Origin of the sequence: Streptomyces sp. TSRI0107 (genome assembly GCF_001905845.1) — a bacterium.
Classification (GTDB): Bacteria; Actinomycetota; Actinomycetes; order Streptomycetales; family Streptomycetaceae; genus Streptomyces.
Map to the genome: position 1 here is coordinate 568,874 of NZ_LIVZ01000005.1, position 24,047 is coordinate 592,920.

Consider the following 24,047-nt stretch of genomic DNA (forward strand, 5'->3'; position numbering starts at 1 on the left):
TCCGGTGCGCGTTATGCCGTGGGCGTCGCCGACGCCGACGCGGTGCCCGCCCGTTCGGCGAGCCCAGGGAAGGCTACGCTCCCGCCGCGCCAGCGCACCGCCCGCACCGCCGCCTCCCGCAGCGCGGCGGCCGCGGTGCCCCGGCGGCCGCCCTCCGCCGCCCGGACCAGGTCGGAGTACACCCCCGCCACCCGCTCCTCCAGCTCGGCGGCGAGCCGGGTGGCCGTGTCCGAGTCCGTCACCGGGAACGGCAGCGCGTACCCGGCGGCCGCGGCGACCGGCGTGCCGCCCAGGTCCCGCACCTCCCGCACCAGGGCGTCCCGCCGCGCGCGGTGCGCGTCGTACGCGGCCCGCGCCTCCGCGCGCCGCTCCTGCCGGATCCGCCCCCCGACGACCCCGTACCCGTACACCGCCGCGTGCTCCGCCGCCAGGGCCGCCTGCAACGCCCCCAGCTCCCGCTGCGCCGCCTCACTCACCATCCCGCTCCCGTCAAAGCCCGTACCTGCCCGGCCCCGGCACCCTGCCGCTCCGTCACCCGGTCCACGTGGCGGCTCGTGCCGCGTGCCGCGCTCACTTGCCCGTCTCCGCCAGCAGATAGGCGTGTGCCGCCCCGGCCGCCGCCACGGAGGCCAGGAGGCGGGCCAGTTCACCCGGCACGTCCAGCAGGGCCTTCGCCCGCTCGTCGGCGAGCGTGCGTTCGGCGGTGGCCAGGTCGGCGAGGGCGGCCTTCTCGTCGCCGGGGACGACCGGCGCGGACGCCGACGGAGACGGCGACGGAGACGCCGTCGGCGAGGCCGTGCCGGCCGCCGTCGCGGACGCCGACGCGGCGGGCTCGCCGAAGGCCTCCCGGTGCCGTACGACCTCCGCCCGCAGCGGCGTCAGCCGCTCCGCCAGCCCCGGGTGCGCGGCGATCACCGCGTCGTACCGCTCGACCAGCCGCCCGCTGTCCCGGGCGGCACGCGCACGTGCCCGGTCCGCGGCGGACGGGCCGCCGCCCCGGGTGCCGTCGGAGTCCTCGGACCCGGCGGAACAGCCCGTCAGCAGGGCCACCCCGGCGGCCGAGGCGAGCAGGGTTCTGCGGCGCGGCCCCAAGGGCAGGCGCGACGGAGGGGAGTACGGCACGGCGGGTGTCCTCGGGGCTCGTACGAACGTCACGGGCGGCACCCGGCGGCACGCCCGTGATCACGGTACCCGCGCATGTGTCCGACACCACTCACCGGCACCGCCCGTACACAGGTGGACGGCAACACTCCCCGGGACCGGATACCCTTTCACCTGACACGCGACCCATCCCACAACAGCACACGCGGCCGAGGAGTCACCCGGATGAGCACCACCCAGAGCGAGAGGCTGCGAGAGCTACTGGAACCGCTCGTCAGCTCCCAGGGCCTGGATCTCGAAGAGATCACAGTGGACTCGGTCGGACGCAAGCGGGTGCTGCGCGTCGTCGTCGACTCCGACACCGGGGCGGACCTGGACCAGATCGCCGATGTGAGCCGCGCGCTCTCGGCGAAGCTCGACGAGACGGACGCGATGGGCGAGGGGGCGTACGACCTGGAGGTCGGCACGCCGGGCGCGGAGCGCCTGCTGAAGGAACCCCGGCACTATGTGCGCGCCACCGGCCGGCTGGTGAGGTTCCAGCTGGCGGAGGGCGGCGAACTGGTCGCCAGAATCCTCACCGTCGACGACGAGGGCGTCGGTCTCGAGGTCCCCGGAGTCAAGGGCCGCAAGCCCACCGCGCGCAGGCTCGCCTTCGGGGAGATCGCCAAGGCGCGGGTCCAGGTCGAGTTCAACCGCAAGGACGAGAAGTCCCACAAGAAGGAAGAGGAGGCGTAGCCGTGGACATCGACATGAGTGCCCTGCGGGGCTTGGTACGGGAGAAGGAGATCTCTTTCTCCCTGCTGGTCGAGGCCATCGAATCCGCCCTCCTCATCGCCTACCACCGCACCGAGGGAAGCCGCCGACACGCGCGCGTGGAGCTCAACCGCGAGACCGGTCACGTGACCGTGTGGGCGAAGGAGGACCCGGAGGACCTCGAAGAGGGCCAGGAGCCCCGCGAGTTCGACGACACCCCGTCCGGCTTCGGCCGTATCGCCGCCACCACCGCCAAGCAGGTGATCCTGCAGCGGCTGCGCGACGCCGAGGACGACGCGACGCTCGGCGAGTACGCCGGCCGCGAGGGCGACATCGTCACCGGCGTGGTCCAGCAGGGCCGCGACCCCAAGAACGTGCTCGTCGACATCGGCAAGCTGGAGGCCATCCTGCCGGTGCAGGAGCAGGTGCCCGGCGAGTCCTACCCGCACGGCATGCGGCTGCGCTCGTACGTCGTCCGGGTGGCGAAGGGTGTCCGCGGTCCCTCCGTGACCCTGTCGCGCACGCACCCCAATCTGGTGAAGAAACTGTTCGCGCTGGAGGTCCCGGAGATCGCCGACGGCTCCGTCGAGATCGCCGCGATCGCCCGTGAGGCCGGTCACCGTACGAAGATCGCCGTCCGCTCCACCCGTTCGGGCCTGAACGCCAAGGGCGCCTGCATCGGCCCGATGGGCGGCCGGGTGCGCAACGTGATGGGCGAGCTGAACGGCGAGAAGATCGACATCGTCGACTGGTCGGACGACCCGGCCGAGATGGTGGCGAACGCGCTCTCCCCGGCCCGGGTGTCGAAGGTCGAGGTCGTGGACATGGCCGCCCGCTCCGCGCGGGTGACGGTGCCGGACTACCAGCTGTCGCTGGCCATCGGCAAGGAGGGGCAGAACGCCCGCCTCGCCGCCCGGCTCACCGGCTGGCGGATCGACATCCGTCCGGACACCGAGCAGACCGCGGACTGAGATCCCGCGGACTGAGATCCCGGGGAATAGATCCAAGCCGCGCGGCGCTCAGATCACGACAGGTTGTCGCGCGGCAAGTGTTCGAATCCTGCCCCAATGGGGTGAGGTGCGTACGGGGAGGTAGACTGAGGAGTGTCTGGCCGGACGCCGGTCCGCGCATGCCCTGAACGCACCTGTGTGGGGTGCCGGGAGCGAGCGGCCAAGACGGAACTGCTGCGCATCGTGGCGATCGAGGACGAGTGCGTCCCCGATCCTCGCGGTACGCTGCCCGGCCGGGGTGCATATGTACACCCCGCCCTGGTCTGTCTCGACCAGGCGGTACGCCGCCGGGCGTTCACGCGGGCACTGCGCGCCCCGGGAGCGCTCGAAACAATGGCGTTGCGCCAGTACGTCGAGCGGACAACAGTTGCCGAGCAGGCAACACGGTAGAAAGCGTGCCGCACGGAAAACCCCGTGCGGCTTGGTACCTCGCGAGTCGAAAGCAGGTCGAGATTGCGATGAGCACTCGATGAGTACGCGATGAGTACGCCCATGAACTAGCGACGGTCCGGACGCAACCCGGACCTCAAAGGAGCGAAGTGGCTAAGGTCCGGGTCTACGAACTCGCCAAGGAGTTCGGTGTCGAGAGCAAGGTCGTCATGGCCAAGCTCCAGGAACTCGGTGAATTCGTCCGTTCGGCGTCTTCGACCATCGAAGCGCCGGTTGTACGCAAACTGACTGACGCCTTCCAGGGCGGCGGCAGCGGCAAGTCCGCCAAGCCCGCCCCGCGCAAGGCCGCCCCCAAGCCCGCCGCGCCCTCCCCGGCGCAGGCGGCTCGTCCGGCTGCTCCGAAGCCGGCCGCCCCCAAGCCGCCGACGGCCCCGCAGCCCGCGGCCCCGGTGGCCCAGCAGGCCTCGGCGCCCGCGCCGGCCCCCGGCCCGCGTCCGGTGCCGGGTCCGAAGCCCGCGCCGCGTCCGGCGCCGGCCGCCCCGGAGTTCACCGCTCCGCCGTCGGCTCCGGCTCCGTCCGCCGCGCCCAAGCCCGGCGGTCCCCGTCCGGGTGCCCCGAAGCCCGGCGGGCGTCCCGCGCCCGGTCAGGGTCAGCAGGGTGGTCAGCGCCCCGCCGCGCAGGGTGGCCGTCCCGGCTCCCAGGCGCCGCGTCCCGGTGCCCGTCCGGCCGGTCCGCGTCCGGGCAACAACCCCTTCACGTCCGGCGGCAACGCCGGCATGGCGCGCCCGCAGGCGCCCCGTCCGCAGGGCGCCCCGCGTCCCGGCGGCCCCGGTGCCCCCGGCGCCGGTCCCCGTCCGCAGGCCCCCGGCGGCCAGGGCGGCGGTCCGCGTCCGCAGGCTCCGGGCGGCTCCCGTCCGACCCCGGGCTCGATGCCGCGTCCGCAGGGCGGTCCGCGTCCCGGCGGCGGCCCCGCCGGCCCGCGTCCGAACCCCGGCATGATGCCGCAGCGTCCCGCTGCCGGCCCGCGTCCCGGCCCCGGTGGCCGCGGTCCGGGTGGTGCGGGTCGTCCCGGCGGCGCCGGTCGGCCGGGTGGCGGCGGCTTCGCCGGCCGTCCCGGCGGCGGCGGTGGCGCCGGTCGTCCGGGCGGTGGCGGCGGCTTCGCCGGTCGTCCGGGTGCTCCCGGCGGTGGCGGCGGCTTCGGCGGCGGCGGTGGCCGTCCCGGCTTCGGCGGCCGTCCCGGCGGTCCCGGTGGCCGTGGTGGCACGCAGGGCGCGTTCGGTCGCCCGGGTGGTCCCGCGCGTCGCGGCCGCAAGTCGAAGCGGCAGAGGCGCCAGGAGTACGAGGCCATGCAGGCCCCGAGCGTCGGCGGCGTGATGCTGCCGCGCGGCAACGGCGAGACCATCCGTCTCTCCCGCGGCGCGTCGCTCACCGACTTCGCGGAGAAGATCAACGCCAACCCGGCGTCGCTCGTCGCGGTCATGATGAACCTCGGCGAGATGGTCACCGCGACCCAGTCCGTCTCCGACGAGACCCTCCAGCTCCTCGCGGGCGAGATGAACTACGAGGTTCAGATCGTCAGCCCGGAGGAGGAGGACCGCGAGCTGCTCGAGTCCTTCGACATCGAGTTCGGCGAGGACGAGGGCGACGAGGAGGACCTGGTGGTCCGTCCGCCGGTCGTCACCGTCATGGGTCACGTCGACCACGGTAAGACCCGACTGCTCGACGCCATCCGCAAGACGAACGTCATCGCGGGCGAGGCCGGCGGCATCACCCAGCACATCGGTGCCTACCAGGTCTCGACCGAGGTCAACGACGAAGAGCGCAAGATCACCTTCATCGACACCCCGGGTCACGAGGCGTTCACCGCCATGCGTGCGCGTGGTGCGAAGTCGACCGACATCGCGATCCTGGTCGTCGCGGCCAACGACGGCGTCATGCCGCAGACGGTCGAGGCGCTCAACCACGCCAAGGCGGCCGACGTCCCGATCGTCGTCGCGGTCAACAAGATCGACGTCGAGGGTGCCGACCCGACCAAGGTGCGCGGTCAGCTGACCGAGTACGGCCTGGTGGCCGAGGAGTACGGCGGCGACACGATGTTCGTCGACATCTCCGCCAAGCAGGGTCTGCACATCGACAGCCTCCTGGAGGCCGTCGTCCTCACCGCCGACGCCTCGCTCGACCTGCGGGCCAACCCGAACCAGGACGCGCAGGGCATCTCGATCGAGTCCCGCCTCGACCGCGGCCGCGGTGCCGTGGCGACGGTCCTCGTCCAGCGAGGCACGCTGCGGGTCGGCGACACGATGGTCGTGGGCGACGCCTACGGTCGTGTGCGCGCCATGCTCGACGACAACGGCAACAACGTCGCCGAGGCCGGCCCGTCGACGCCGGTTCAGGTCCTGGGCCTGACCAACGTCCCGGGTGCGGGCGACAACTTCCTGGTGGTCGACGAGGACCGTACGGCCCGTCAGATCGCCGAGAAGCGCGCCGCCCGCGAGCGCAACGCGGCCTTCGCCAAGCGCACGCGCCGCGTCTCGCTCGAGGACCTGGACAAGGTCCTGAAGGCGGGCGAGGTCCAGCAGCTGAACCTGATCATCAAGGGTGACGCTTCCGGTTCCGTCGAGGCCCTCGAGTCCTCGCTGCTCCAGCTGGACGTCGGCGAAGAGGTCGACATCCGCGTCCTGCACCGCGGTGTCGGTGCGGTCACGGAGTCCGACATCGACCTGGCGATGGGCTCGGACGCCATCGTGATCGGCTTCAACGTCCGCGCGGCCGGCCGCGCGGCGCAGATGGCCGAGCGCGAGGGCGTGGACGTCCGGTACTACTCGGTCATCTACCAGGCGATCGAGGAGATCGAGGCGGCCCTCAAGGGCATGCTCAAGCCGGAGTACGAGGAGGTCGAGCTCGGTACGGCGGAGATCCGCGAGGTCTTCAAGTCGTCCAAGCTGGGCAACATCGCCGGTGTGCTCATCCGGTCGGGCGAGGTCAAGCGCAACACCAAGGCGCGCCTCATCCGCGACGGCAAGGTCGTCGCGGAGAACCTCAACATCGAGGGCCTGCGTCGCTTCAAGGACGACGTCACCGAGATCCGCGAAGGCTACGAGGGTGGTATCAACCTCGGCAACTTCAACGACATCAAGGTCGACGACGTCATCGCGACGTACGAGATGCGCGAGAAGCCGCGCGCGTAAGGCCTAGTGCCTGACAGTGGCCGACGGGAGATTTCTCCCGTCGGCCACTGTCCGTGCCCGAAGGGGCGCGGGGAACCGCGCGAGCCGGGGCGCAGCCCCGGCGAAACCCGGTCGAGCCGGAAGCGGCCGCGCGGTACCGTTCTTGATGTCCCTGCCCGAACGGCAGGGCCATCGATCCCGTACCGGCGGGTGAACCGGTTACATACATGTATGTGGGGACGCTGTCCTTCGACCTCCTCCTCGGTGACGTACGGTCGCTGAAGGAGAAGCGCTCCGTCGTCCGCCCGATCGTCGCCGAACTCCAGCGGAAGTACGCGGTGAGCGCGGCCGAGGTGGACCACATGGATCTGCACCGGCGGGCCGTCATCGGCCTCGCCATGGTGTCCGGCGACGCGGGGCACCTGACCGACGTACTGGACCGGTGCGAACGGCTGGTCGCCGGCCGTCCCGAGGTGGAGCTGCTGTCGGTACGCCGGCGCTTCCACGGCGAAGACGACTGACGAACCCAGCCCGAGAACGTAAGAAGAGAAAGAACGGGAGACGGACCAGTGGCCGACAACGCGCGGGCTAAGAGGCTGGCGGACCTCATCCGAGAGGTGGTGGCCCAGAAGCTGCAGCGCGGGATCAAGGACCCGCGGCTCGGCTCGCACGTCACCATCACGGACACCCGGGTGACGGGCGATCTGCGGGAGGCGACCGTCTTCTACACCGTGTACGGGGACGAGGAGGAGCGGAAGGCCGCCGCGGCCGGTCTGGAGAGCGCCAAGGGCATCCTGCGCTCCGAGGTCGGCCGGGCGGCCGGGGTGAAGTTCACCCCGACCCTCACCTTCGTCGCCGACGCCCTCCCCGACACCGCCCGGACCATCGAGGACCTGCTCGACAAGGCGCGCGCCTCCGACGCGAAGGTGCGCGAGTCCGCCTCCGGCGCCCAGTACGCCGGTGAGGCGGACCCCTACCGCAAGCCGGGCGAGGACGAGGACGACATCGCCGAATGAACCGCAAGCCCACCCCGCCCGACGGCCTGGTCATCGTCGACAAGCCGTCGGGCTTCACTTCGCACGACGTCGTCGCCAAGATGCGCGGCATCGCGAAGACCCGGCGCGTCGGACACGCCGGAACCCTCGACCCCATGGCGACGGGCGTCCTCGTCCTCGGCGTGGAGCGGGCCACCAAGCTCCTCGGGCATCTCGCCCTGACCGAGAAGGAGTACCTGGGCACCATCCGCCTGGGCCAGACCACGGTCACGGACGACGCCGAGGGCGAGGTCACCGCCACCACCGACGCGTCCAAGGTCACCCGCGACGCCATCGACACCGGCATCGCCAAGCTGACCGGCGACATCATGCAGGTGCCGTCCAAGGTCAGCGCCATCAAGATCAACGGCGTGCGCTCCTACAAGCGGGCCCGCGAGGGCGAGGACTTCGACATCCCGGCCCGCCCGGTGACCGTGTCGTCGTTCGCGGTGTACGACGTCCGGGACGCCGTCGCCGACGACGGCACGCCCGTGCTCGACCTGGTGGTGTCGGTGGTCTGCTCCTCCGGCACCTACATCCGCGCCCTGGCCCGTGACCTCGGCGCCGACCTCGGCGTCGGCGGCCACCTCACGGCGCTGCGCCGGACGCGGGTCGGGCCGTACAAGCTGGACTCCGCGAAGACGCTGGACCAGCTCCAGCAGGAGCTGACGGTGATGCCGATCGCCGAGGCCGCCACGGCCGCGTTCCCCCGCTGGGACGTGGACGCCAAGCGGGCGCGGCTGCTCACCAACGGTGTCCGGCTGGAGATCCCCGACGAGTACGCGGGCGCCGGCGCGGTGGCCGTCTTCGACCCCGAGGGCCGCTTCCTGGCACTGGTCGAGGAGCAGCGGGGCAAGGCGAAGAGCCTCGCCGTCTTCGGCTGACCGCACCGAGCGGGCGGGCTGCCCGTGGAGCGGCGGCGGTCACGGGGTGTGGCACGGCCGCCGCTCCACGGTCCCCCCTCGGTTCCCCCACCCCTAGGGTGTATCCACTGGTCCCCGTAGGTTCACCCGCCCGGGCAGGCGCTCGGAGTGAACCGGGGGAGCGGAAGGGGGCGCGTTCACCTCGCGATCTGTCCCGCTGATCATCACGCCCCTACCGTCGGACGCAAAGCACGCGTACGGCGGGAGGTTCGACCATGGCGGCACGGGGCCGGCGGGGCGGACCGGATCCGGGACCGGATCTCAGGCCCGATCCGATTCCGGACCCGAGGCCGGACCGGAGTCCGGATCCGAGGCCGGATCGGGGTCTGGATCCGAGCTCGCATCCGAGGCGGGATCGGGGTGCGGATGCAAGCTCGCATCCGAGGGAAGACCACGCTTACGCGGTGCGCGACGACCACGGGTCCGTGGTGCGCGCGGCCGCCGTCCCACCGCCCCCGCCTCCGCCCCCGCCTCCCGCCTGGGACCACGCCCTGGTCCGTATCCACGACCTCGCCGGGCGTCTGCGCGGCATCGGGATCGCGGCCGACCACCACGGCACGCTGCTCACCAGCCACGAAGCCGTCGACGGCCTGCCCCGGCTCGTGCTGCGCACCGCCGACCGGACGCGCGGACGGGTGGTGACCGCCGACGCGGTGACCCCGCTGCCCGAGCGGGGCCTGGCACTCGTACGCGCCGAGGGACTGGGCGTGGACCCGCTCCCGCTCACCGTGCGGGAACGCATCGACACCGGCACGTACGTCCGCGTCGCCGCCGGCTGCTGGCGCGAGGCACGGGTGCTCGGCGCCACCGGCGTCACCTACACCTCGACCGGCCGCCACCACCAGCTCGAGGACGCCCTGGAACTGGCCATCGGCACCGCGGGCCGCGACGCGCTGCGGCTGGGCGGCGGGGCCGCCGGGGGACCGGTCGTGGACACCGGCACCGGGGCCGTCGTCGCCCTCCTCGGCACGGCCCTGAGGTCCGGCGACCGCGAGTCCGGCTTCGCCGTGTCCCTGCGTCCCGCCGCCGACGGCCCGCTGGCCGACCTGCTGGCCCGCAACGCGGCCACCGTCCCCGCGTACGGCGCCGATCTGAACCTCGCGGGGGTCCTGGAGCTGACCGCCACCTCCGTCGGGCAGGACGGCCCGCCCGGGGCACTGGACGGCGGCACGTCCGGGACCGGGGCGGCGCGGCCGGAACGGGCCGAGCCGGTCGAACGGGCGGCCGCCGCCGCCGAGTTCGCCGCGTTCACCCACGGCCCGGCCGCGGTGCTCGCCCTCGTCGGAGCGCCGGGCAGCGGCCGTACGACGGAACTCGCGGCGCTCGCCGCCCGCCGCCACCGCGACGCGGCACCGGCGCCCACGCTGTGGCTGCGCGGCGCCGACCTGCGCGACGACGACACCTCGGTCGCCGACGCCGCCCGGCGCGCCCTGGACCGCGCCGCCCGCATCGTCGCCGGGTCCGGCCCCTCCGCGCCCGCCGCCCCGGTCGACGCCGGCCCCGAACGCCTCGCCCGGGTCGCCCGCACGGCGGGCCGTCCCCTGCTGCTGCTTCTCGACGGGCCCGAGGAGATGCCGCCCGCCCTCGCCGACCGGCTCCCCGCCTGGACCGAGGGCACGGCGGCCTGGCTGCGCGAGACGGGGACGCGGCTGGTGGTGGCCTGCCGCCCGGAGTACTGGGAGACGGCGGGCGCCGCTTTCCCGGCGGAGACGCTGCACGCCCCCACGGCCGGCGAGTCCGGCGAGTCACCCCCGGACGGACTGCCGCCCTGCCTGCCCCTCGGTGACCTCACCCCCGCCGAGGCCAGGGAGGCCCGCGCCCGTCACGGCATCCCCGACACCGCCCTCGCCGGCCCCGACGCCCGCCACCCCCTCACCCTCCGCCTGCTCGCCGAGATCCGCGCCGCCGTCCCCGACGCGGCCGCCGGCGCACCGCTCGACCGCAACGACGTCTTCGCCGCCCACCTGGACCTGATGTGCCTGCGCGTCGCCGTCCGGCTGGCCGCCGAGAACGGCCTGCGCGGCACCGCCGTACGGCGCCTCGCGGCCCGGGTCTGCGGCCAGGTCCACGAGGCCGCCCGCCGCAGCCTCGGACCCGGCCAGGGCGAACTGGACCGCCCGTCGTTCGAGGCGGTCTTCCCCCGGGGGCCCGCCCCCGCACGGCTCGGCGGAGGCACCGGCTGGGCCTCCGCCGTCCTCACCGAAGGGCTGCTCGTCCCGGCGGGCGACGGCTACCGCTTCGCCCACGAGGAGTTCGCCGACTGGATCCAGGGCATGCACCTCGACCTCGACGAGGCGCTGCACGCCCTGGTCCACCGCCCCCGCGCGACCGGCCACGCCCACCCCCCGCCCGTCCCGCACCACCGCGTCGGCCCGGTCGTGCAGTCCCTCCTCTGCGTCGCCCGCCAGCAGGGCACCGACCGGCTCGCCCGCCATCTGAAGGAGCTGGCGCACGCCCTGGACGCCGACCCGCGCTCCTGGTGGGCCGCCCGCCTGCTCGCCGAGGTGCTGCGACGCGTCCCCGACGCCACCCCGTACCTCGCCGTGCTGCGCCCGCTCGCCGACAGCATCGTCGACTGGCACCGCCTGCACCGCCCCGTGCCTCACGAGTTCGGGCCCGGCTTCTGGACCGCCCTGCGGCTGCCCGACGCCGAACGCCTCGACCTGCTGCGCCGGCTCGTCCTCGCCGACCCCGCCCCGCACCAGGCCCCGGCCCCGCGCCACCTGGACGCCGTGGCCCGCCTCCTCACGGCCGCACCCACCGCCGTACAGCCCCACCTCACCCGCTGGTTCGACGACGAGCGTCCGCTGCCCGCGACCCCGCACGCCACCGTGGCCGCGGCCGCGCAGGCGCTGCTGCACACCCACCGGCACCGGTCGCTCGACGACCTCACCGAAGTCCTGGCCGACTGCGGGCACCCGCGCGCCCACGAACTCCTCGCCGTCCTCGCCGAGGAGGAGCCGTCGGCGGTCTGCCGGGCCGTGGACCGCTGGGCGCACGACGAGCGGCCCGCGCGGCGGGCGGCCGCCATCACGTACGGGCTGCGCGTCGCCCCGCACCTGCGCGGCGACGCCGACGGCGAGCTGCTGCGCTACGCGGCCCTCGCCCTGCTCGCCCGCCCCGACGACCACGACCTGCACGGCGGCGCGCTCGCGCTCCTCGTCCGCGACCCCCGCACCCGCGCCCACCACCTGCCCCGCGCCCTCGACCACTTCGTGGCCGGAGACCCCCAGCTCCCGCCGAGCGCCCTCGCGACCGCTCTGACCACCCACCCCGAGCCGGTCCTCGACGCCTTCCGCGCCCGGCTGCGCCGCCCGGAGGACATCGGCGAGGTCCTGCGTACGCTCGCCGACGTCACCGCCCCCGACCTGGCCCTGCGGATCGCCGCCCTGGTCCGTGAGGCCGTGGGCCTGCGCCCGGACCTCGCCGAACCCGTCGCCGCGTACGCCCACCGCCGCCTGGACCACGGGCCCGACGCCCGCGTCGCACTGTTCCCGCTGCTCACCGGCCTGCTGGACGGCGGCCCCACCGCCGTGCGCGCCGCCCTCGCCGCCGTACTGGCCGAGCCCGGCGCCCCCGCCTCCCGCCCCCTCCGCCGCGAGCTGCGCGCCTTCCTGCTGGCCCGCGAGCAGGAGCCCGACGTCCTGGAGGCGCTGCTGGACGCGACCGTCCGGCACGCCCCCGACGAACCGGACGAGCTGCGTGGCACGGTCCGCGACCTAGGTCTCCGCCTCGTCCGCACTCCCGCCGGGGCGACCCGGTTCGACCGGAGCCTGGTCGACCTGGGCCGTGAGGTGCCGGGTTTCGCCGCGCGGATGGCGGGCTGGCTGGCCGACGCACCCGGCGACTGGGCCGCCGTCGTGGGTCCCAGCACCCGCCGGATGCTGGAGAATCTGGCGGACGCGCGGGTGCCCGTGTGACCGCCGGCCGCGGTTCACCGGGTGTTCGCGGGGCGCTCGCCGGGGTCGTGGCGGGCGTTCGCCGGGGTCGTGGCGGGCGTTCCCTGGGTGCGACGGGTCACAGCTCCCATGCCGATGCGGGCGGCGAGCACCCGGCATGGCACCCTTAGACCTGCATAAGAGGCATCCGTAAGAGTCAGACACGGGTTCGAGGAGCGGTCACAGTGCAGCGCTGGCGTGGCTTGGAGGACATCCCCCAGGACTGGGGGCGCAGCGTCGTCACCATCGGCTCCTACGACGGAGTCCACCGCGGACACCAGCTGATCATCCGGCACGCCGTGGAGCGCGCCCGCGACCTGGGCGTCCCCGCCGTCGTCGTCACCTTCGACCCGCACCCCAGCGAGGTCGTCCGCCCCGGCAGCCACCCACCGCTGCTCGCCCCGCACCACCGCCGCTGCGAGCTGATGGCGGAGCTGGGCGTCGACGCGGTGCTCGTGCTGCCCTTCACCGCCGAGTTCTCGAAGCTGTCCGCGGCCGACTTCGTCGTCAAGGTCCTGGTCGACAAGCTGCACGCCAAGGCGGTCGTCGAGGGCCCCAACTTCCGCTTCGGCCACCGGGCGGCGGGCAACGTCGAGTTCCTCGCCGAGCAGGGCAAGATCTACGACTTCGAGGTCGAGGTCGTCGACCTGTACGTCACCGGTGAGGCGGGCGGCGGCGAGCCGTTCTCCTCCACCCTCACCCGGCGCCTCGTCGCCGAGGGCGACGTGGCCGGCGCCGCCGAGATCCTCGGCCGGCCGCACCGCGTGGAGGGCGTCGTCGTGCGCGGCGCCCAGCGCGGGCGCGAGCTCGGCTTCCCGACGGCCAACGTCGAGACGCTGCCGCACACCGCGATCCCCGCCGACGGCGTCTACGCCGGCTGGCTGCACGCCCAGGGCGAGGCCATGCCGGCCGCCATCTCCGTCGGCACCAACCCGCAGTTCGACGGCACCGAGCGCACGGTGGAGGCGTACGCCATCGACCGCGTGGGCCTCGATCTGTACGGCCTCCATGTCGCCGTCGACTTCCTCGCCTTCGTGCGCGGCCAGGCGAAGTTCGAGACGCTGGACGCGCTGCTCGAGCAGATGGCACAGGATGTGCGGCGGTGCCGGGAGCTGGTGGCGGAGCAGGGCGCGGAGTAGTTCCTTCTGGTTCCTTCTCGTACGACGTGAAGGCGGCCGGTGCCTTGGGGCACCGGCCGCCTTCGTCATGGTCGGGGGCTGTTACTGCTGCGGGGCTTCCGGCTGACCGGGCTGACCGGGCTGGCCCGGCTGGCCCTGCTGGGGGTAGCCGTAGCCGGGCTGCTGGGGGTACGGCTGCTGGGCGGGCTGGCCGGGCTGGGCGGCGTGCGGGGGGTAGGGCTGCTGGCCGGGCTGGGGGTAGGGCTGGGGCTGACCGGGCTGGCCCGGCTGACCGGGCTGGCCCGGGTGGCCCGGCTGGGCGTAGGGCTGGCCCTGGGCGTACGGCTGCTGGCCGGGCTGCGGGTATGCGCCGGGCTGGCCGGGGATCTGCTGTCCCGGGGTCGGCTGGCCGGGCATCGGCTGTGCGGGGAAGGGCTGGCCGGGGATCTGCTGTCCGGGCATGGGCTGACCCGGCATCGGCTGGCCGGGCATCTGCTGGCCCGGCATCGGCGGGGCCGCGACCGGCGGCGGGTTGCCGTCGTTGGTCCAGAGGCCGTGCGCCTGCTGGTGGCGGGTGAAGTCCTCGGCGACCATGGCCGCGAGGTTGAAGTACGCCTCCCGCACCTTCGGCCGCATCATGTCGAGGTCGACCTCCGCACCGGCGGCCAGATGCTCGTCGAAGGGCACGACGATGACACCCCGGCAGCGCGTCTCGAAGTGCGTGACGATGTCCTCGACCTTGATCATCTTGCCGGTCTCACGGACACCGGAGATGACGGTGATCGAACGGGACACCAGGTCCGCGTACCCGTGCGCGGACAGCCAGTCGAGCGTCGTGCTCGCACTGCTGGCACCGTCCACCGACGGGGTGGAGATGATGATGAGCTGGTCGGCGAGGTCCAGCACACCGCGCATGGCGCTGTAGAGCAGACCCGTGCCCGAGTCGGTGAGGATGACCGGGTACTGCCGCCCCAGCACGTCGATCGCGCGCCGGTAGTCCTCGTCGTTGAAGGTCGTGGAGACGGCCGGGTCGACGTCGTTGGCGATGATCTCCAGGCCCGAGGGGGCCTGCGAGGTGAACCGCCGGATGTCCATGTACGAGTTGAGGTACGGGATCGCCTGGACGAGGTCACGGATGGTGGCCCCGGTCTCACGGCGCACCCGCCGCCCGAGCGTACCGGCGTCCGGGTTGGCGTCGATCGCGAGGATCTTGTCCTGCCGCTCGGTGGCGAGCGTGGAGCCGAGCGCGGTGGTCGTGGTCGTCTTGCCCACACCGCCCTTGAGGCTGATGACGGCGATGCGGTAGCAGGACAGCACCGGCGTGCGGATCAGCTCCAGCTTCCGCAGCCGCTCGGCCTCCTCCTTCTTCCCGCCCAGCTTGAACCGGCCACCGGCCGCGGGACGGCTGCTCTTCGCCTTCTGCTTCCTGCTGTTGAGCAGCCGGTCGGAGGACAGCTCCACGGCCGCGGTGTAACCCAGCGGCGCGGCACCGGGGTTGGTGGGCTGCCGCTGGTCGTGCTGCAGGGGCTGCGGCCACGCGGCGCCCGCGCGGGGGTCGACCGGGGGCTGGGCGTACGGGGGTTGCGCCTGGGGCTGGGGCTGGGACGGCACGGCGGGCGGTTGCTGGCCCGGCTGTACGTGCTGGTCCTGGGGGGCCTGCGCGGGCTGCGGCTCCGCGGGGTGACCGGGCTGGCCGGGCACCTGGGGCGCCTCGGGTGCCTGCGGCTGCTGCGGCGCCGCCTGCGGGGGCACGCCGGGCTGGCCCTGCTGGGCGGGCGGCTGCGGGAAGCCGTAACCGCCGGGCTGGGGGAAGCCGTAACCACCCTGGGCGGTGGGGGCGGCAGGGGCGGGGGCCGGAGTGCCGGGGCCTTCGGGCGTGGGCTGCGGGAAGCCGTAGCCACCCTGGGCCTGGGGCACGCCGGGCTGCGGGAACCCGTAGCCGGGCTGTGCCGGGGGCATGGGTGCGGCGGGCGGCTGGTTCCAGGCGGCGGGCGCGGGCTGCGGGGCCTGCGGCTGGAAGGGGGGCTGCTGCGCGGGCACGTACGGCTGGCCCGGCGCCCCGCCCTGCTGCTCGGGCTGCGGTTGCGGCTGGGGCTGCGGCTGCGCCGGCCACTGCGCGGCCGGGGCCGGGGCGGCGGGCTGGTACGACGGCGGCAGGGGCGGCACGCCCTGCGCCGCGGGCGGGGGAGTCCAGGCGGCGGGCGCGGCCTGCGGGTCCTGGGGAGCCTGCGTGAACGGCTGGGCCTGCGGGGCCTGCTGGGCCTGCTGCTGGGCCGGGTCGGAGGGCGCAGGCTCGGCCGGAGCGGCCGCTTGGGGCTCGGCGGTGTCCGCCGCCTCGGCCTCGGGCTCTTCGGCGACGGGCTCGGCACCCTCCGGGGCGGCGGCCGGGGCCTCCTCGGGACCGGCCTCTTCGGATCCAGCCTCGTCCGGCTCGGCCGCCGAGGCCTGGGCACCGGCGTCCGTGTCCGTGTCCGTGTCTGGGTCCGTCTCAGCGTCCGTACCCTCGACGGTGTCGTCGGACTCCGCCACCGGGGCTTCCGCGTCCGTGTCAGCGCCCTCGGCGCCGTCACTTTCGCTGTCGACGGCAGCGGACTCACCGGCGCCGGCAGCGGATTCACCGTCGTGGGCAGGCGCCTCACCGGCGACGGCAGGGCCCTCACCGGCCACCACGGCGGGCTCATCGGCCGCGCTCTCGTCGGTCGTCCCCTGCTGCGCGGCCGTCGCCGCCGCGGCCTCCGCCGCCCGCTCCTCGATCTCCCGCTTCAGCGCGGCCGCGGAGAAGCGCATGGTGGCGCCGCTCTCCAGATCGCCGTTCCCGGGACCGTCCTGCCCGGGACCGTCCTGCCCCGAACTCACCGGAGCTGCCACGGGAGTCGGCTGCGCGGGTGCCTCCGGCTGTGGCGGCACCGGCTGCTGGGGCTCGAACCCGCTGCCCTCGGGCAGCCTGGGCACGGCCATCGGGTTCCCGACGGGCGGCGCGGGCGGGGGAGTGGTGAACGGAGCGTTCACAGCCGGCTGAGCCGACGGGTCGAACGCGGGCTGATTCGTGGGCGCGACGGGCGGAGCGGATGGAACGGACGGAACGGACGGAGCCGGTGGCACGGGAGGAGCGGGCTGCGCGGGCGGTACGGGCTGCGCGGGCTGTGCGGGAATCGCGGCCCCCGAACCCCCGGGAACCCCGGCCCCCGACCCGCCCGGAATTCCCGCCCCGTTCGAGCTTCCCGACGCGTTCTGCGTGTACCAGGCAGGCGGCGCGTAGTCGATGGTGAACTCGCCGGTCGTCTCGATGGCCGTCTCCGCGTCGGGCTGGTCATCGCCGGGCGTCGCCCAGCCCCCGCGCATCCCGTCCCGATCGCTGCTCACAGTTCCTCCTGGTGTGGTCGAGCACCCTCATAGCGTGCTGAGGCGACCATTGCTGTCGTACGAGTCAGTGGGCTGTCCCCCTGGGTCACCCCGAGTCACCCCCGGATCGCGCGTCACCCTGTTGGGTCCTCGCTTCGTGCCCCGCCCCAGCCTAATCAAGAAAGGGGCGGACACGGCAGGCGCGTCCGCCCCTCCGCTGTGCGTCCGACACAAAGTCGGCGGAACCTCCGCCGGTTCGCGGTCAGTCCATGCGGCGGGCCACGCCCAGCAGACCGATCTCGGCGTCCGTGGGCTGCGTCATCACGTACTGCCGGTCACCGTCGGTGCACCACAGGGTCACCCCGTCGGCGAGGGTCGGCAGCGGTTCGTACTCGGCGCGGGGCAGGCCGATCACCCGGCCGATCTCGGCCGCCTCGTCGGGCGACACCCGCTGCACTCCGATGAGCCGCGCCTGACGCATCAACCGGGGTGCCACCGGGCTGAGATAGGGCAGCAGGGTGAGCACCGACTGCCAGGGCGCCGACACCACGCGCCCGCGCGGCGGCCGCATACCGCAGTCCCGGATCACCAGGACCGGACTGCCCGCCGAGGCGCCGAGCGGCGGCACCCGGCCCACGTCGTGCACGGTCATCCCGGACTGGCCGCCGCCCACCGCCTGCACGACCTGCGCCCAGTGCTGGGCACGGCCGGTCTCGACGGCGACCCGCGCGCCCGTCGCCGCGGCGCGCAGCGCGAGCACCTGGGCCGTCCACAGACCGCCGATCAGCAGCACGTCGTACGGCGTGGGACGGTTCACCCCGAGCACGGCGGGCTGGCCCTCGGCGGTGACGCCGACGACGACGCCGTCGTCACCGATGGGCAGCGACAGCGCGTCGAGCTGGTCGACCGGCAGCGTGTGCCGCGGATGCCGGGGCCCGAGCAGCCCGAAGCCGGTGCGCAGCCGCTCCGCGAGACCGCGGGACGGCGCGCTTTGGTCCGGAGCCGGGGCCGCGGGGGAGTTGGCGGGCGAGGTCGGTGTCGTCATGGCGGCCATCAGCGGGCACCTCCGAGCGGCAGGGTGGCCAGGACTCCGGGCAGTTGCTCCCGGTCGAGGCGGGCGAGTCCGGTCCGCGCCTGCCGCGCCACGCGTTCCAACTCGCGGCGGGACGCGGCCAGTTCGGTGCTGCTGCGTCCGGTGACCCGCACATGCCCGGTGAGGGACACCTCCTGCTGTCCGCCCCGGGCCAGCGTCAGGCTCAGCGTCGTCGCCAGCGCGGGCACCGCGGTCAACTGCGCGACCAGCTGCGGCAGACCGGTGCCGGAGCCGCCGAGCGAGGGCCAGCGGCGCACCCAGTACGTGGTGTGTCTGCGGTTGTCGCACCGCCAGCTGCGACTGGTCTCCTCGGTCCGCCGCCGGGGCGCCTCGCTCTGCCCGGCCTGGGCGGTCACCATCGGGTTGGCGCAGGCGGAGGTGGCGATGGCGGCGCTCACCTCCTCCTCGGTGAGCACGCTCACCCGGAACCCGGCACCCGTCAGCCGGCTCGCCAGATGTTCCGCCGACCGCACCAGGCTCTTCTGCGCCCCGACGAGCCCGCCGCCGCGGGCGGCCACCGCCTCCGGGCACAGCTCGGGGTCCAGCTTCAGCGCGATCCACATGATGCGGACGGCCGGGGAGGCGGTCTGCGCCTGGAGCTGTGTGTAGTTGGTCACGACGACCGACTGCTGGGGCAGGTGCGGCGCGGGCGCGGGCTGGGTGTGCACCACGATCTGTGCGGATTCCAGGTGGATTCCGTCGACGTCCAGTGCGTCCCGGACCAGGGCGAGGGGGAGCGGGCGGCGGCCGCGCTCCGCGCGCAGTGCCCCGAAGTCCGCCTCCACCTGGAGGACCGCGGTGAGGAAGCCGCCGTCGCCGACCATGCCGACGGGCCGCTGGTCACGGTCGTTGCCGCGGCTGTAGCTGTAGGTGCGCAGGCTCGGGTCGCACTCGACGGCGGGGGCCAGCCCCGAGTCGGTGCCCGGCGGCACCGGTGTGTTGGCGGCCTTGCGGCGGCGGGAGCGCAGGGCCTGCACGCCGGCCAGCCACTCGGGCAGGGAGCGCCCCCGGCGCCGTACCAGCGCGAGCACCACCAGGATCACGGCCACGACGGCGGCCGGGATCAGCGCGTACGTCCCGATCACCCAGCCGCAGACGACGAGCGCGGCCGCCAGTTCGAGCAGCACCAGCCGCTGCACGGCGAACGAGCCTCCGCGCCCCGAACGTGCCCTCAGATGCGGTGTGACGGAGCCCGATGCCGCGGTACCGCCGCGGGACGCCGCCGGACCGGCGCTGCCCGATCGTGACCTCGATTGCGATCGCGACCGGGTCCGCCGTGCGGAAGCCATCACTCCAAAACCCCCGAATCTCTACCGAAAACCCTTGTCCACACGCTCCTGCGAGTCCTGAGCGCCCTACCCATGACACACGCACGGCCACGCAACAGGCATAGTAGGGGCCGGGTCTGACAACCGAGGCACCAGAGGCAACCACGGGCGGGCGACGGTGACCATCACCGTCCCCAGGGCTCCGCAACGGGGAGAGAGCGGACACAGATGGCATCACGCCGCGATGAACTCAACGCCTACACCTTCGCGAAGCGTCGCACACTCGCTTCGTTCCTGCGGCCGTCGCCGTCGGGTTCGGAGGAGGGCGCGCCGAAGCCGCTGAGCGCGGTATGGCCCGGTGTGGTCGTAGGCGTGGTGATCCTGGCGGTGTTCGGCGCGATCGGCCTGTTCAGTCCCACCGCCCCGAGGGGCTGGGACACCCCGAACGAACACGTCATCGTCGCCAGCGACTCGACGACGCGTTACGTCGTCCTGGAGACGAAGGGCAAGAAGCAGCTGCACCCGGTGCTCAACATGGCCTCCGCGAAACTGCTGCTGAAGCCCGACAAGAACAGCATCATCACGGTCGACGAGAAGGTCCTCGACAGCGGCAAGCCCCCGCACGGCGCCACCATCGGCATCCCGTACGCCCCCGACCGGCTGCCCTCCACCGGCGAGGCGGAGGCCGCCAAGCGCTGGGCGGTCTGCGAACGCCCCAGCGACGGCGGCCGGGCCATCCAGAAGGCGGCGTTCGTCCTCGCCGAGAAGGAGTGGGGCAAGACGGAGGGCCGCAACAAGCTTTCCGGTGGCGATCTGATGTACGTCGTCGGCCCGGACGGCGAGACCCAGTACGTCGTCGACTCCCGCGGCTGGGCCTACCCGCTCGCCGACCCCGAGGACAAGGAACTCCTCAAGGCCCTCGACACCCAGGGCCGCGCCCCGCAGCGCGTCTCCCAGAACTGGCTGGACACCCTGCACAAGGGCGACCCCCTGACGATCCCCTCGATCGACGGCACGCCCGGCGCCGAGGCCGGCGCCTCCGACAGCCTCGGGAAGTACGACAAGGTCGGCATGGTCATCAAGGCCTACGACGGCACGCGCATGCAGTACTACGTCGTCCTTCCCGGCGAGGTCGCCCGGATCAGCGAGTTCACCGCCACCCTCCTGCTGAACAGCGGCAAGCTCGTCGCCGTCGGCCAGACCGGTGAGGCGCAGCAGGTCAGCCCCGGCGCGGTGGTCGACAGCACCACCTTCCGCGGCGAGAAGAAGTGGCCGACGTACAAGCCGAAGACCGTCAACAACGGCACCAGCGCCACCACCGGCCGCAACACGGTCTGCAACGTCCTGCGCTCGGTCGACGCGAAGAACGGCACGACCACCCTGTCCACCTGGGTCGGCACCGACTTCCCCGCGCAGCTGCCCACCGGCTCCTCCAGCGCGTACGTCACCGCCGGCTCCGGACAGCTCTACCGCCAGTTCCAGGGCACCGAGACCAAGGCGGGCAGCGTCTTCCTGGTCACCGACACCGGCCTGCGCTACGCCCTGCAGTCCAACAGCGACAGCGCCACCGAGGACAAGGGCATCGGCACCTCCAAGGAGCAGCGCGAGCAGGCGCTGACCGAGGCCAAGATCGCCCAGACCCGGCTCGGCTACGAGAAGGTCGACCCGACCCCCGTCCCCGTGGCCTGGTCGAGGTTCCTGCCCACGGGCCCCCGCCTGTCCGAGGCGGCGGCGCGGCAGCCGCAGGGCTCGTAGCCGCGGGCGTCCGTAGGAGAGCGAACCGATGCTGAAAGCAGGCGACATGAGGCCCAGGAGCCGCTCGCTGGTGGCGACGCTGCTCGCCACGACGGCCCTCACCGCGACGACCCAACTCGCCCTCCCGGCCCCCGAGGCCCGGGCGGACGACAGCGGCCAGTGCACCTTCCCCTCGAAGAAGTACGAGGGCCGTCCCTGGTCGCTGCAACGCGTCAACCTCGACGAGCTGTGGGCGCAGACGAAGGGCGAGGGCGTCCAGGTCGCCGTGATCGACACGGGCGTCGACGTCAAGAACCCCCAACTCACCAAGGCCGTCGACGCGTCCAAGGGCAAGAACTTCCTCCCCAAGAAGAACAAGAAGGGCGAGGAGATCGACCGCGGCAACGCGAGCGGCACGACGGACACCGTCGGCCACGGCACCCGGGTGGCCGGCATCATCGCCGCCCGCCCCGTCAAGGGAACCGGCTTCGTGGGCCTGGCTCCCGAGGCCACGATCATCCCGATCAAGCAGAACGACGCGGAGGGCAACGGCACGGCACTGACCCTGGCCGACTCCATCCGCCACGCCGTGGACGTGGGCGCGGACGTCATCAACATCTCCCAGGACACGGCCAACGCCGTCAAACCGGACGAGAAACTGGAACAGGCGGTGAACTACGCCCTCGGCAAGCAGGTGGTCGTCGTCGCCTCGGCCGGCAACGACGGGCTCGGCGGCAACGTCAAGGTCACCTACCCCGCGTCGTACAAGGGCGTCCTCGCCGTGGCCTCCTCGGACCGCAACAACGAGCGTGCCCCCTTCTCCCAGTCCGGCACGTTCGTGGGCGTGGCCGCACCCGGCGTCGACATGATCTCCACCGTCCCCGGCAACGGCCACTGCTCCGACAACGGCACCAGCTTCTCGGCCCCCTACGTTGCCGGAGTCGCCGCCCTGCTGAAGGCCAAGTACCCCAAGTGGACGGCCCAGCAGATCGTCGCCCAGATCGAACAGACCGCGGAACGCACCATCCCCGGCCACGACATCCTCGTCGGCTGGGGCGTGGTCGACCCGGTGAAGGCCCTCACCGACGTCGACCCGGCCAACCCCGTCGAGTCCCCCAGCCCCGAGCAGAACCTGGTCGGCGCCGAGGCCCCCTCGGTGGCCCCCGTCCACTTCGGCGAGACACCGGAGGAACGCAACACCCGCCTCGGCACGTACGTCGTGGTCGGCGGCCTCGTCCTGGTCGCGGGGCTCAGCGGGACGGCGGTGGCGGTACGGGACGCGCGGCGCCGGCGGCGAGGCCTCGGGGGCCCGGCGTGATGACGTGGCTCTCCGTCATCCTCTTCGTCCTGGCGGCCCTGCTGATCCTCATGGCCTGCGTGAAGGCGCGGCGGGTGCGGTCCTGGCGGGAGTCCCTGAACCCGTCCGCGCCGGAGGTCCCGGACGCGGCGTTCGTCGTCGCCCGCATCGCACTGATCGGTGTCGCGATCGGCTGCGTCGTCGTCGGCGCCCGGGGGCTCGGCGTCGAGGACGGCTCGAAGTGGAGCGACGACGAGCTGAAGAGCGCGGTGGAGCAGGCGGCGTATGAGCTCGACGGAAGCCTGTACCGGGTCGACGAGTCCGGCGAACCGGTGGTCCACACCGACGACCACGAAACGCGTATCGAGACCGAGGTGGCCGAGAACGGCGGCGGCGACGCCCCCCAGAGCGGTGTCGACGCCGACCCGGCCGACGGCAACACGGACGCCGACGCGTACTTCAGCGTCTCCGCGAACGGCGCCGACGCGGAATTCTGCGTCCACATCGAGCGCGTGCGCTCGAAGAAGGACGACTACACGCCGCCGGGCCTCGACGAGGGCACCTGGACCCAGCTGGCCTACCGGCTCGCCGTGACGTCGCGTGAGGGCGCCTGCTGAGCCCTCAGGCGACGTCGTCCAGCGTGACGGAAGGGCTCTTCCCGCCCTGAGCCTGTTCGGCGCGCTCGGCGAAGAGGGTGGCGAACTTCTCGAGCGTCTTCGGCAACTCGACGCCGGCCCCGGCTTCCCCCACCGTCACCATGATGACGCTGCCGACCCGCGCCTGGACGAACGCGGTCCGCGCCCCGTCCACGAGCGACGGACTCACGCCGCTCACGGCATCGCTCTCGTCCCCGACCTTGCCGAGATCCAGCTCACGGGGCTCGACGCTCTGTCCGCTCCAGGCCTTCCACACCGGTTCGTACGAAGCCCGCGCGGCCTGCGCGTCCTCGTACGCCATGAGCACGAAGTCGAGCCGGGGCCTGCCGCGGCCGCCCGCGAGCGCCGACACCCCGGTGACCCGGGGCTTCGAGCACTCCTCGGGCCCTTCGTAACACCTGGCCACGCGCAGCTCCCGCGCCTTCTTCTGCGGGTACGCGACGGGCTCCACGGTGACCTTCCACCCAGGGGCGGCCTTCGCGCCGGGCAGCGTGGCCTCGGCCTGCCGGGCACTGAGCGGGCCGGCGTCTTCCGCGGCGCCGCCGCCGCCGTCTGCACTGCCGCTGCCGTCCGCACTGCCGCAGCCGGCCAGGAGCGCGAGGGCCGCGCAGGACGCCACAGCGTGTCGGCGCAGACGGCCCGCTCCTCGACGGAGCTCTCTCATTCCGAGCCCTCCGCCTCGCACGAGGCCGAGCCCTCGACCTCACTCGTGTAGGCGGTGATCAGCCGCTTCATCGCGTCGGCGTCCTCGTGGTCCGAGCCCTGGGCCTGAACCGCCGTGTACAGCTCCTGGCCGTGCTGCTCGTCCACGCAGCCCTTCGTCTTCCCGAACGCCTCGTTCCCCGAGTACCGGAAACGGTCGCCCTCCGCCGACTCCCGAGGGGCCTTGAGCGTCTGACCGGAGGCGAAGTACGCGGTGGTCTTCCCCTCCTCCACCCACGCCTGCGTGGCCCGCAGAGCCAGCGTGTCGTCCACGACGACCTCGCACACCTTCGTGCCCCCGCCGGACCTGTCCCGCACGGTGACCTTCTGGCCGTCAGGGAGGAACGGGCCGAGGTCACCGGCGTCGACGGCGACTCCGCACAGTTCCTCCGGGACCGCGTAGTCGCGTCCGGACTCGTCACCGCCACACCCTGAGAGCGCGGCGACAAGGACGGCGATCGCCGGTACGACAACCATGCCTCGCTGTCGCGACGGCGTAGGGCGAACACTCACAAGATCCC

At 73.5% G+C, this 24,047-nt stretch carries 19 protein-coding genes; 12 read left to right on the forward strand and 7 right to left on the reverse strand.

The features are described 5' to 3' along the window. Positions 1–11: 11 nt before the first annotated feature. A complete protein-coding gene (locus tag AMK31_RS16300; RefSeq protein WP_073941237.1) occupies positions 12–479 on the reverse strand; it encodes a ferritin-like domain-containing protein in 468 nt (155 codons plus the stop codon). Positions 480–570: 91 nt separating this feature from the next. After that, positions 571–1,122, reverse strand: a complete 552-nt coding sequence (locus tag AMK31_RS16305) for a hypothetical protein (protein ID WP_073941238.1) — start codon at positions 1,120–1,122, stop codon at positions 571–573. A gap of 204 nt (positions 1,123–1,326) precedes the next feature. Here AMK31_RS16305 and rimP point away from each other — a divergent pair, with 204 nt between their 5' ends. The 9 genes from rimP to AMK31_RS16350 all read left to right on the forward strand — a co-directional run bounded on the left by rimP (position 1,327) and on the right by AMK31_RS16350 (position 13,455). Then, the gene (rimP, locus tag AMK31_RS16310) at positions 1,327–1,836 is read left to right on the forward strand and encodes a ribosome maturation factor RimP (RefSeq protein WP_073941239.1); all 510 of its coding nucleotides are present in this window, start codon (positions 1,327–1,329) and stop codon (positions 1,834–1,836) included. 2 nt (positions 1,837–1,838) lie between these two features. After that, positions 1,839–2,825 carry a transcription termination factor NusA gene (gene nusA / locus AMK31_RS16315; RefSeq protein WP_073941240.1) on the forward strand — a complete coding sequence of 329 codons (987 nt, stop codon included), beginning with the start codon at positions 1,839–1,841 and terminating at the stop codon, positions 2,823–2,825. A 132-nt stretch (positions 2,826–2,957) separates the two neighbouring features. Next, entirely contained in the window at positions 2,958–3,254 is a 297-nt protein-coding gene (locus AMK31_RS16320) for a YlxR family protein (protein WP_073941241.1), read from the forward strand. A 149-nt stretch (positions 3,255–3,403) separates the two neighbouring features. Further along, positions 3,404–6,442, forward strand: coding sequence for a translation initiation factor IF-2 (gene infB, locus AMK31_RS16325; protein WP_073941242.1), 3,039 nt, complete (start codon positions 3,404–3,406; stop codon positions 6,440–6,442). 206 nt (positions 6,443–6,648) lie between these two features. Further along, positions 6,649–6,942 (forward strand): DUF503 domain-containing protein, encoded by a 294-nt coding sequence (locus tag AMK31_RS16330; RefSeq protein ID WP_073941243.1) that lies wholly within the window; start codon positions 6,649–6,651, stop codon positions 6,940–6,942. A 48-nt stretch (positions 6,943–6,990) separates the two neighbouring features. Beyond that, positions 6,991–7,437: a 30S ribosome-binding factor RbfA gene (gene rbfA, locus AMK31_RS16335; RefSeq protein WP_073941244.1), complete on the forward strand. Its 447-nt coding sequence runs from the start codon at positions 6,991–6,993 to the stop codon at positions 7,435–7,437. Further along, positions 7,434–8,339: a tRNA pseudouridine(55) synthase TruB gene (truB, locus tag AMK31_RS16340; RefSeq protein WP_073941245.1), complete on the forward strand. Its 906-nt coding sequence runs from the start codon at positions 7,434–7,436 to the stop codon at positions 8,337–8,339. Before rbfA ends, truB begins: the two co-directional genes overlap by 4 nt. 530 nt (positions 8,340–8,869) lie before the next feature. Then, the gene (locus AMK31_RS16345) at positions 8,870–12,298 is read left to right on the forward strand and encodes a hypothetical protein (protein WP_073941296.1); all 3,429 of its coding nucleotides are present in this window, start codon (positions 8,870–8,872) and stop codon (positions 12,296–12,298) included. A 203-nt stretch (positions 12,299–12,501) separates the two neighbouring features. Beyond that, positions 12,502–13,455 (forward strand): bifunctional riboflavin kinase/FAD synthetase, encoded by a 954-nt coding sequence (locus AMK31_RS16350; protein ID WP_073941246.1) that lies wholly within the window; start codon positions 12,502–12,504, stop codon positions 13,453–13,455. A gap of 81 nt (positions 13,456–13,536) precedes the next feature. On the opposite strand, the gene AMK31_RS16355 is transcribed toward AMK31_RS16350, so the two are convergent. From AMK31_RS16355 to eccE, 3 genes are all read right to left on the reverse strand, one after another. Further along, positions 13,537–16,797 (reverse strand): SCO5717 family growth-regulating ATPase, encoded by a 3,261-nt coding sequence (locus AMK31_RS16355; protein WP_073941247.1) that lies wholly within the window; start codon positions 16,795–16,797, stop codon positions 13,537–13,539. Positions 16,798–17,038: 241 nt separating this feature from the next. Then, the gene (locus AMK31_RS16360) at positions 17,039–17,830 is read right to left on the reverse strand and encodes a hypothetical protein (RefSeq protein ID WP_073941248.1); all 792 of its coding nucleotides are present in this window, start codon (positions 17,828–17,830) and stop codon (positions 17,039–17,041) included. Next, positions 17,830–19,158, reverse strand: coding sequence for a type VII secretion protein EccE (gene eccE / locus AMK31_RS16365; RefSeq protein ID WP_073941249.1), 1,329 nt, complete (start codon positions 19,156–19,158; stop codon positions 17,830–17,832). The genes AMK31_RS16360 and eccE overlap by 1 nt, the downstream gene beginning before the upstream one ends. A 207-nt stretch (positions 19,159–19,365) precedes the next feature. On the opposite strand from eccE, the gene eccB reads away from it, so the two are divergent. Genes eccB through AMK31_RS16380 form a run of 3 tightly spaced genes read left to right on the forward strand, consistent with a single transcriptional unit; the run spans position 19,366 to position 22,785 of the window. After that, positions 19,366–20,892, forward strand: coding sequence for a type VII secretion protein EccB (eccB, locus tag AMK31_RS16370; RefSeq protein ID WP_073941250.1), 1,527 nt, complete (start codon positions 19,366–19,368; stop codon positions 20,890–20,892). Positions 20,893–20,938: 46 nt separating this feature from the next. Then, positions 20,939–22,189, forward strand: coding sequence for a type VII secretion-associated serine protease mycosin (gene mycP, locus AMK31_RS16375; RefSeq protein WP_107468632.1), 1,251 nt, complete (start codon positions 20,939–20,941; stop codon positions 22,187–22,189). Continuing rightward, positions 22,189–22,785, forward strand: coding sequence for a hypothetical protein (locus AMK31_RS16380; RefSeq protein WP_073941251.1), 597 nt, complete (start codon positions 22,189–22,191; stop codon positions 22,783–22,785). Before mycP ends, AMK31_RS16380 begins: the two co-directional genes overlap by 1 nt. Positions 22,786–22,789: 4 nt before the next feature. Here the strand turns inward: AMK31_RS16380 and AMK31_RS16385 are convergent, their stop codons facing one another. Then, positions 22,790–23,488, reverse strand: a complete 699-nt coding sequence (locus tag AMK31_RS16385; protein ID WP_143204239.1) for a hypothetical protein — start codon at positions 23,486–23,488, stop codon at positions 22,790–22,792. Further along, on the reverse strand, positions 23,485–24,003 hold the full coding sequence (locus AMK31_RS16390) for a hypothetical protein (protein ID WP_079186843.1): 519 nt from the start codon (positions 24,001–24,003) through the stop codon (positions 23,485–23,487). Before AMK31_RS16390 ends, AMK31_RS16385 begins: the two co-directional genes overlap by 4 nt. Between the last annotated feature and the right edge of the window lie 44 nt (positions 24,004–24,047).

Bases quoted from the DNA above. Each gene is read 5' to 3' on its own strand.
- eccE (WP_073941249.1), bottom strand. From the start codon at position 19,158: ATGGCTTCCGCACGGCGGACCCGGTCGCGATCGCAATCGAGGTCACGA.
- AMK31_RS16385 (WP_143204239.1), bottom strand. From the start codon at position 23,488: ATGAGAGAGCTCCGTCGAGGAGCGGGCCGTCTGCGCCGACACGCTGTG.
- rimP (WP_073941239.1), top strand. From the start codon at position 1,327: ATGAGCACCACCCAGAGCGAGAGGCTGCGAGAGCTACTGGAACCGCTC.
- AMK31_RS16360 (WP_073941248.1), bottom strand. From the start codon at position 17,830: ATGGCCGCCATGACGACACCGACCTCGCCCGCCAACTCCCCCGCGGCC.
- AMK31_RS16300 (WP_073941237.1), bottom strand. From the start codon at position 479: ATGGTGAGTGAGGCGGCGCAGCGGGAGCTGGGGGCGTTGCAGGCGGCC.
- AMK31_RS16380 (WP_073941251.1), top strand. From the start codon at position 22,189: ATGACGTGGCTCTCCGTCATCCTCTTCGTCCTGGCGGCCCTGCTGATC.
- eccB (WP_073941250.1), top strand. From the start codon at position 19,366: ATGGCATCACGCCGCGATGAACTCAACGCCTACACCTTCGCGAAGCGT.
- AMK31_RS16330 (WP_073941243.1), top strand. From the start codon at position 6,649: ATGTATGTGGGGACGCTGTCCTTCGACCTCCTCCTCGGTGACGTACGG.
- AMK31_RS16390 (WP_079186843.1), bottom strand. From the start codon at position 24,003: ATGGTTGTCGTACCGGCGATCGCCGTCCTTGTCGCCGCGCTCTCAGGG.
- mycP (WP_107468632.1), top strand. From the start codon at position 20,939: ATGAGGCCCAGGAGCCGCTCGCTGGTGGCGACGCTGCTCGCCACGACG.
- truB (WP_073941245.1), top strand. From the start codon at position 7,434: ATGAACCGCAAGCCCACCCCGCCCGACGGCCTGGTCATCGTCGACAAG.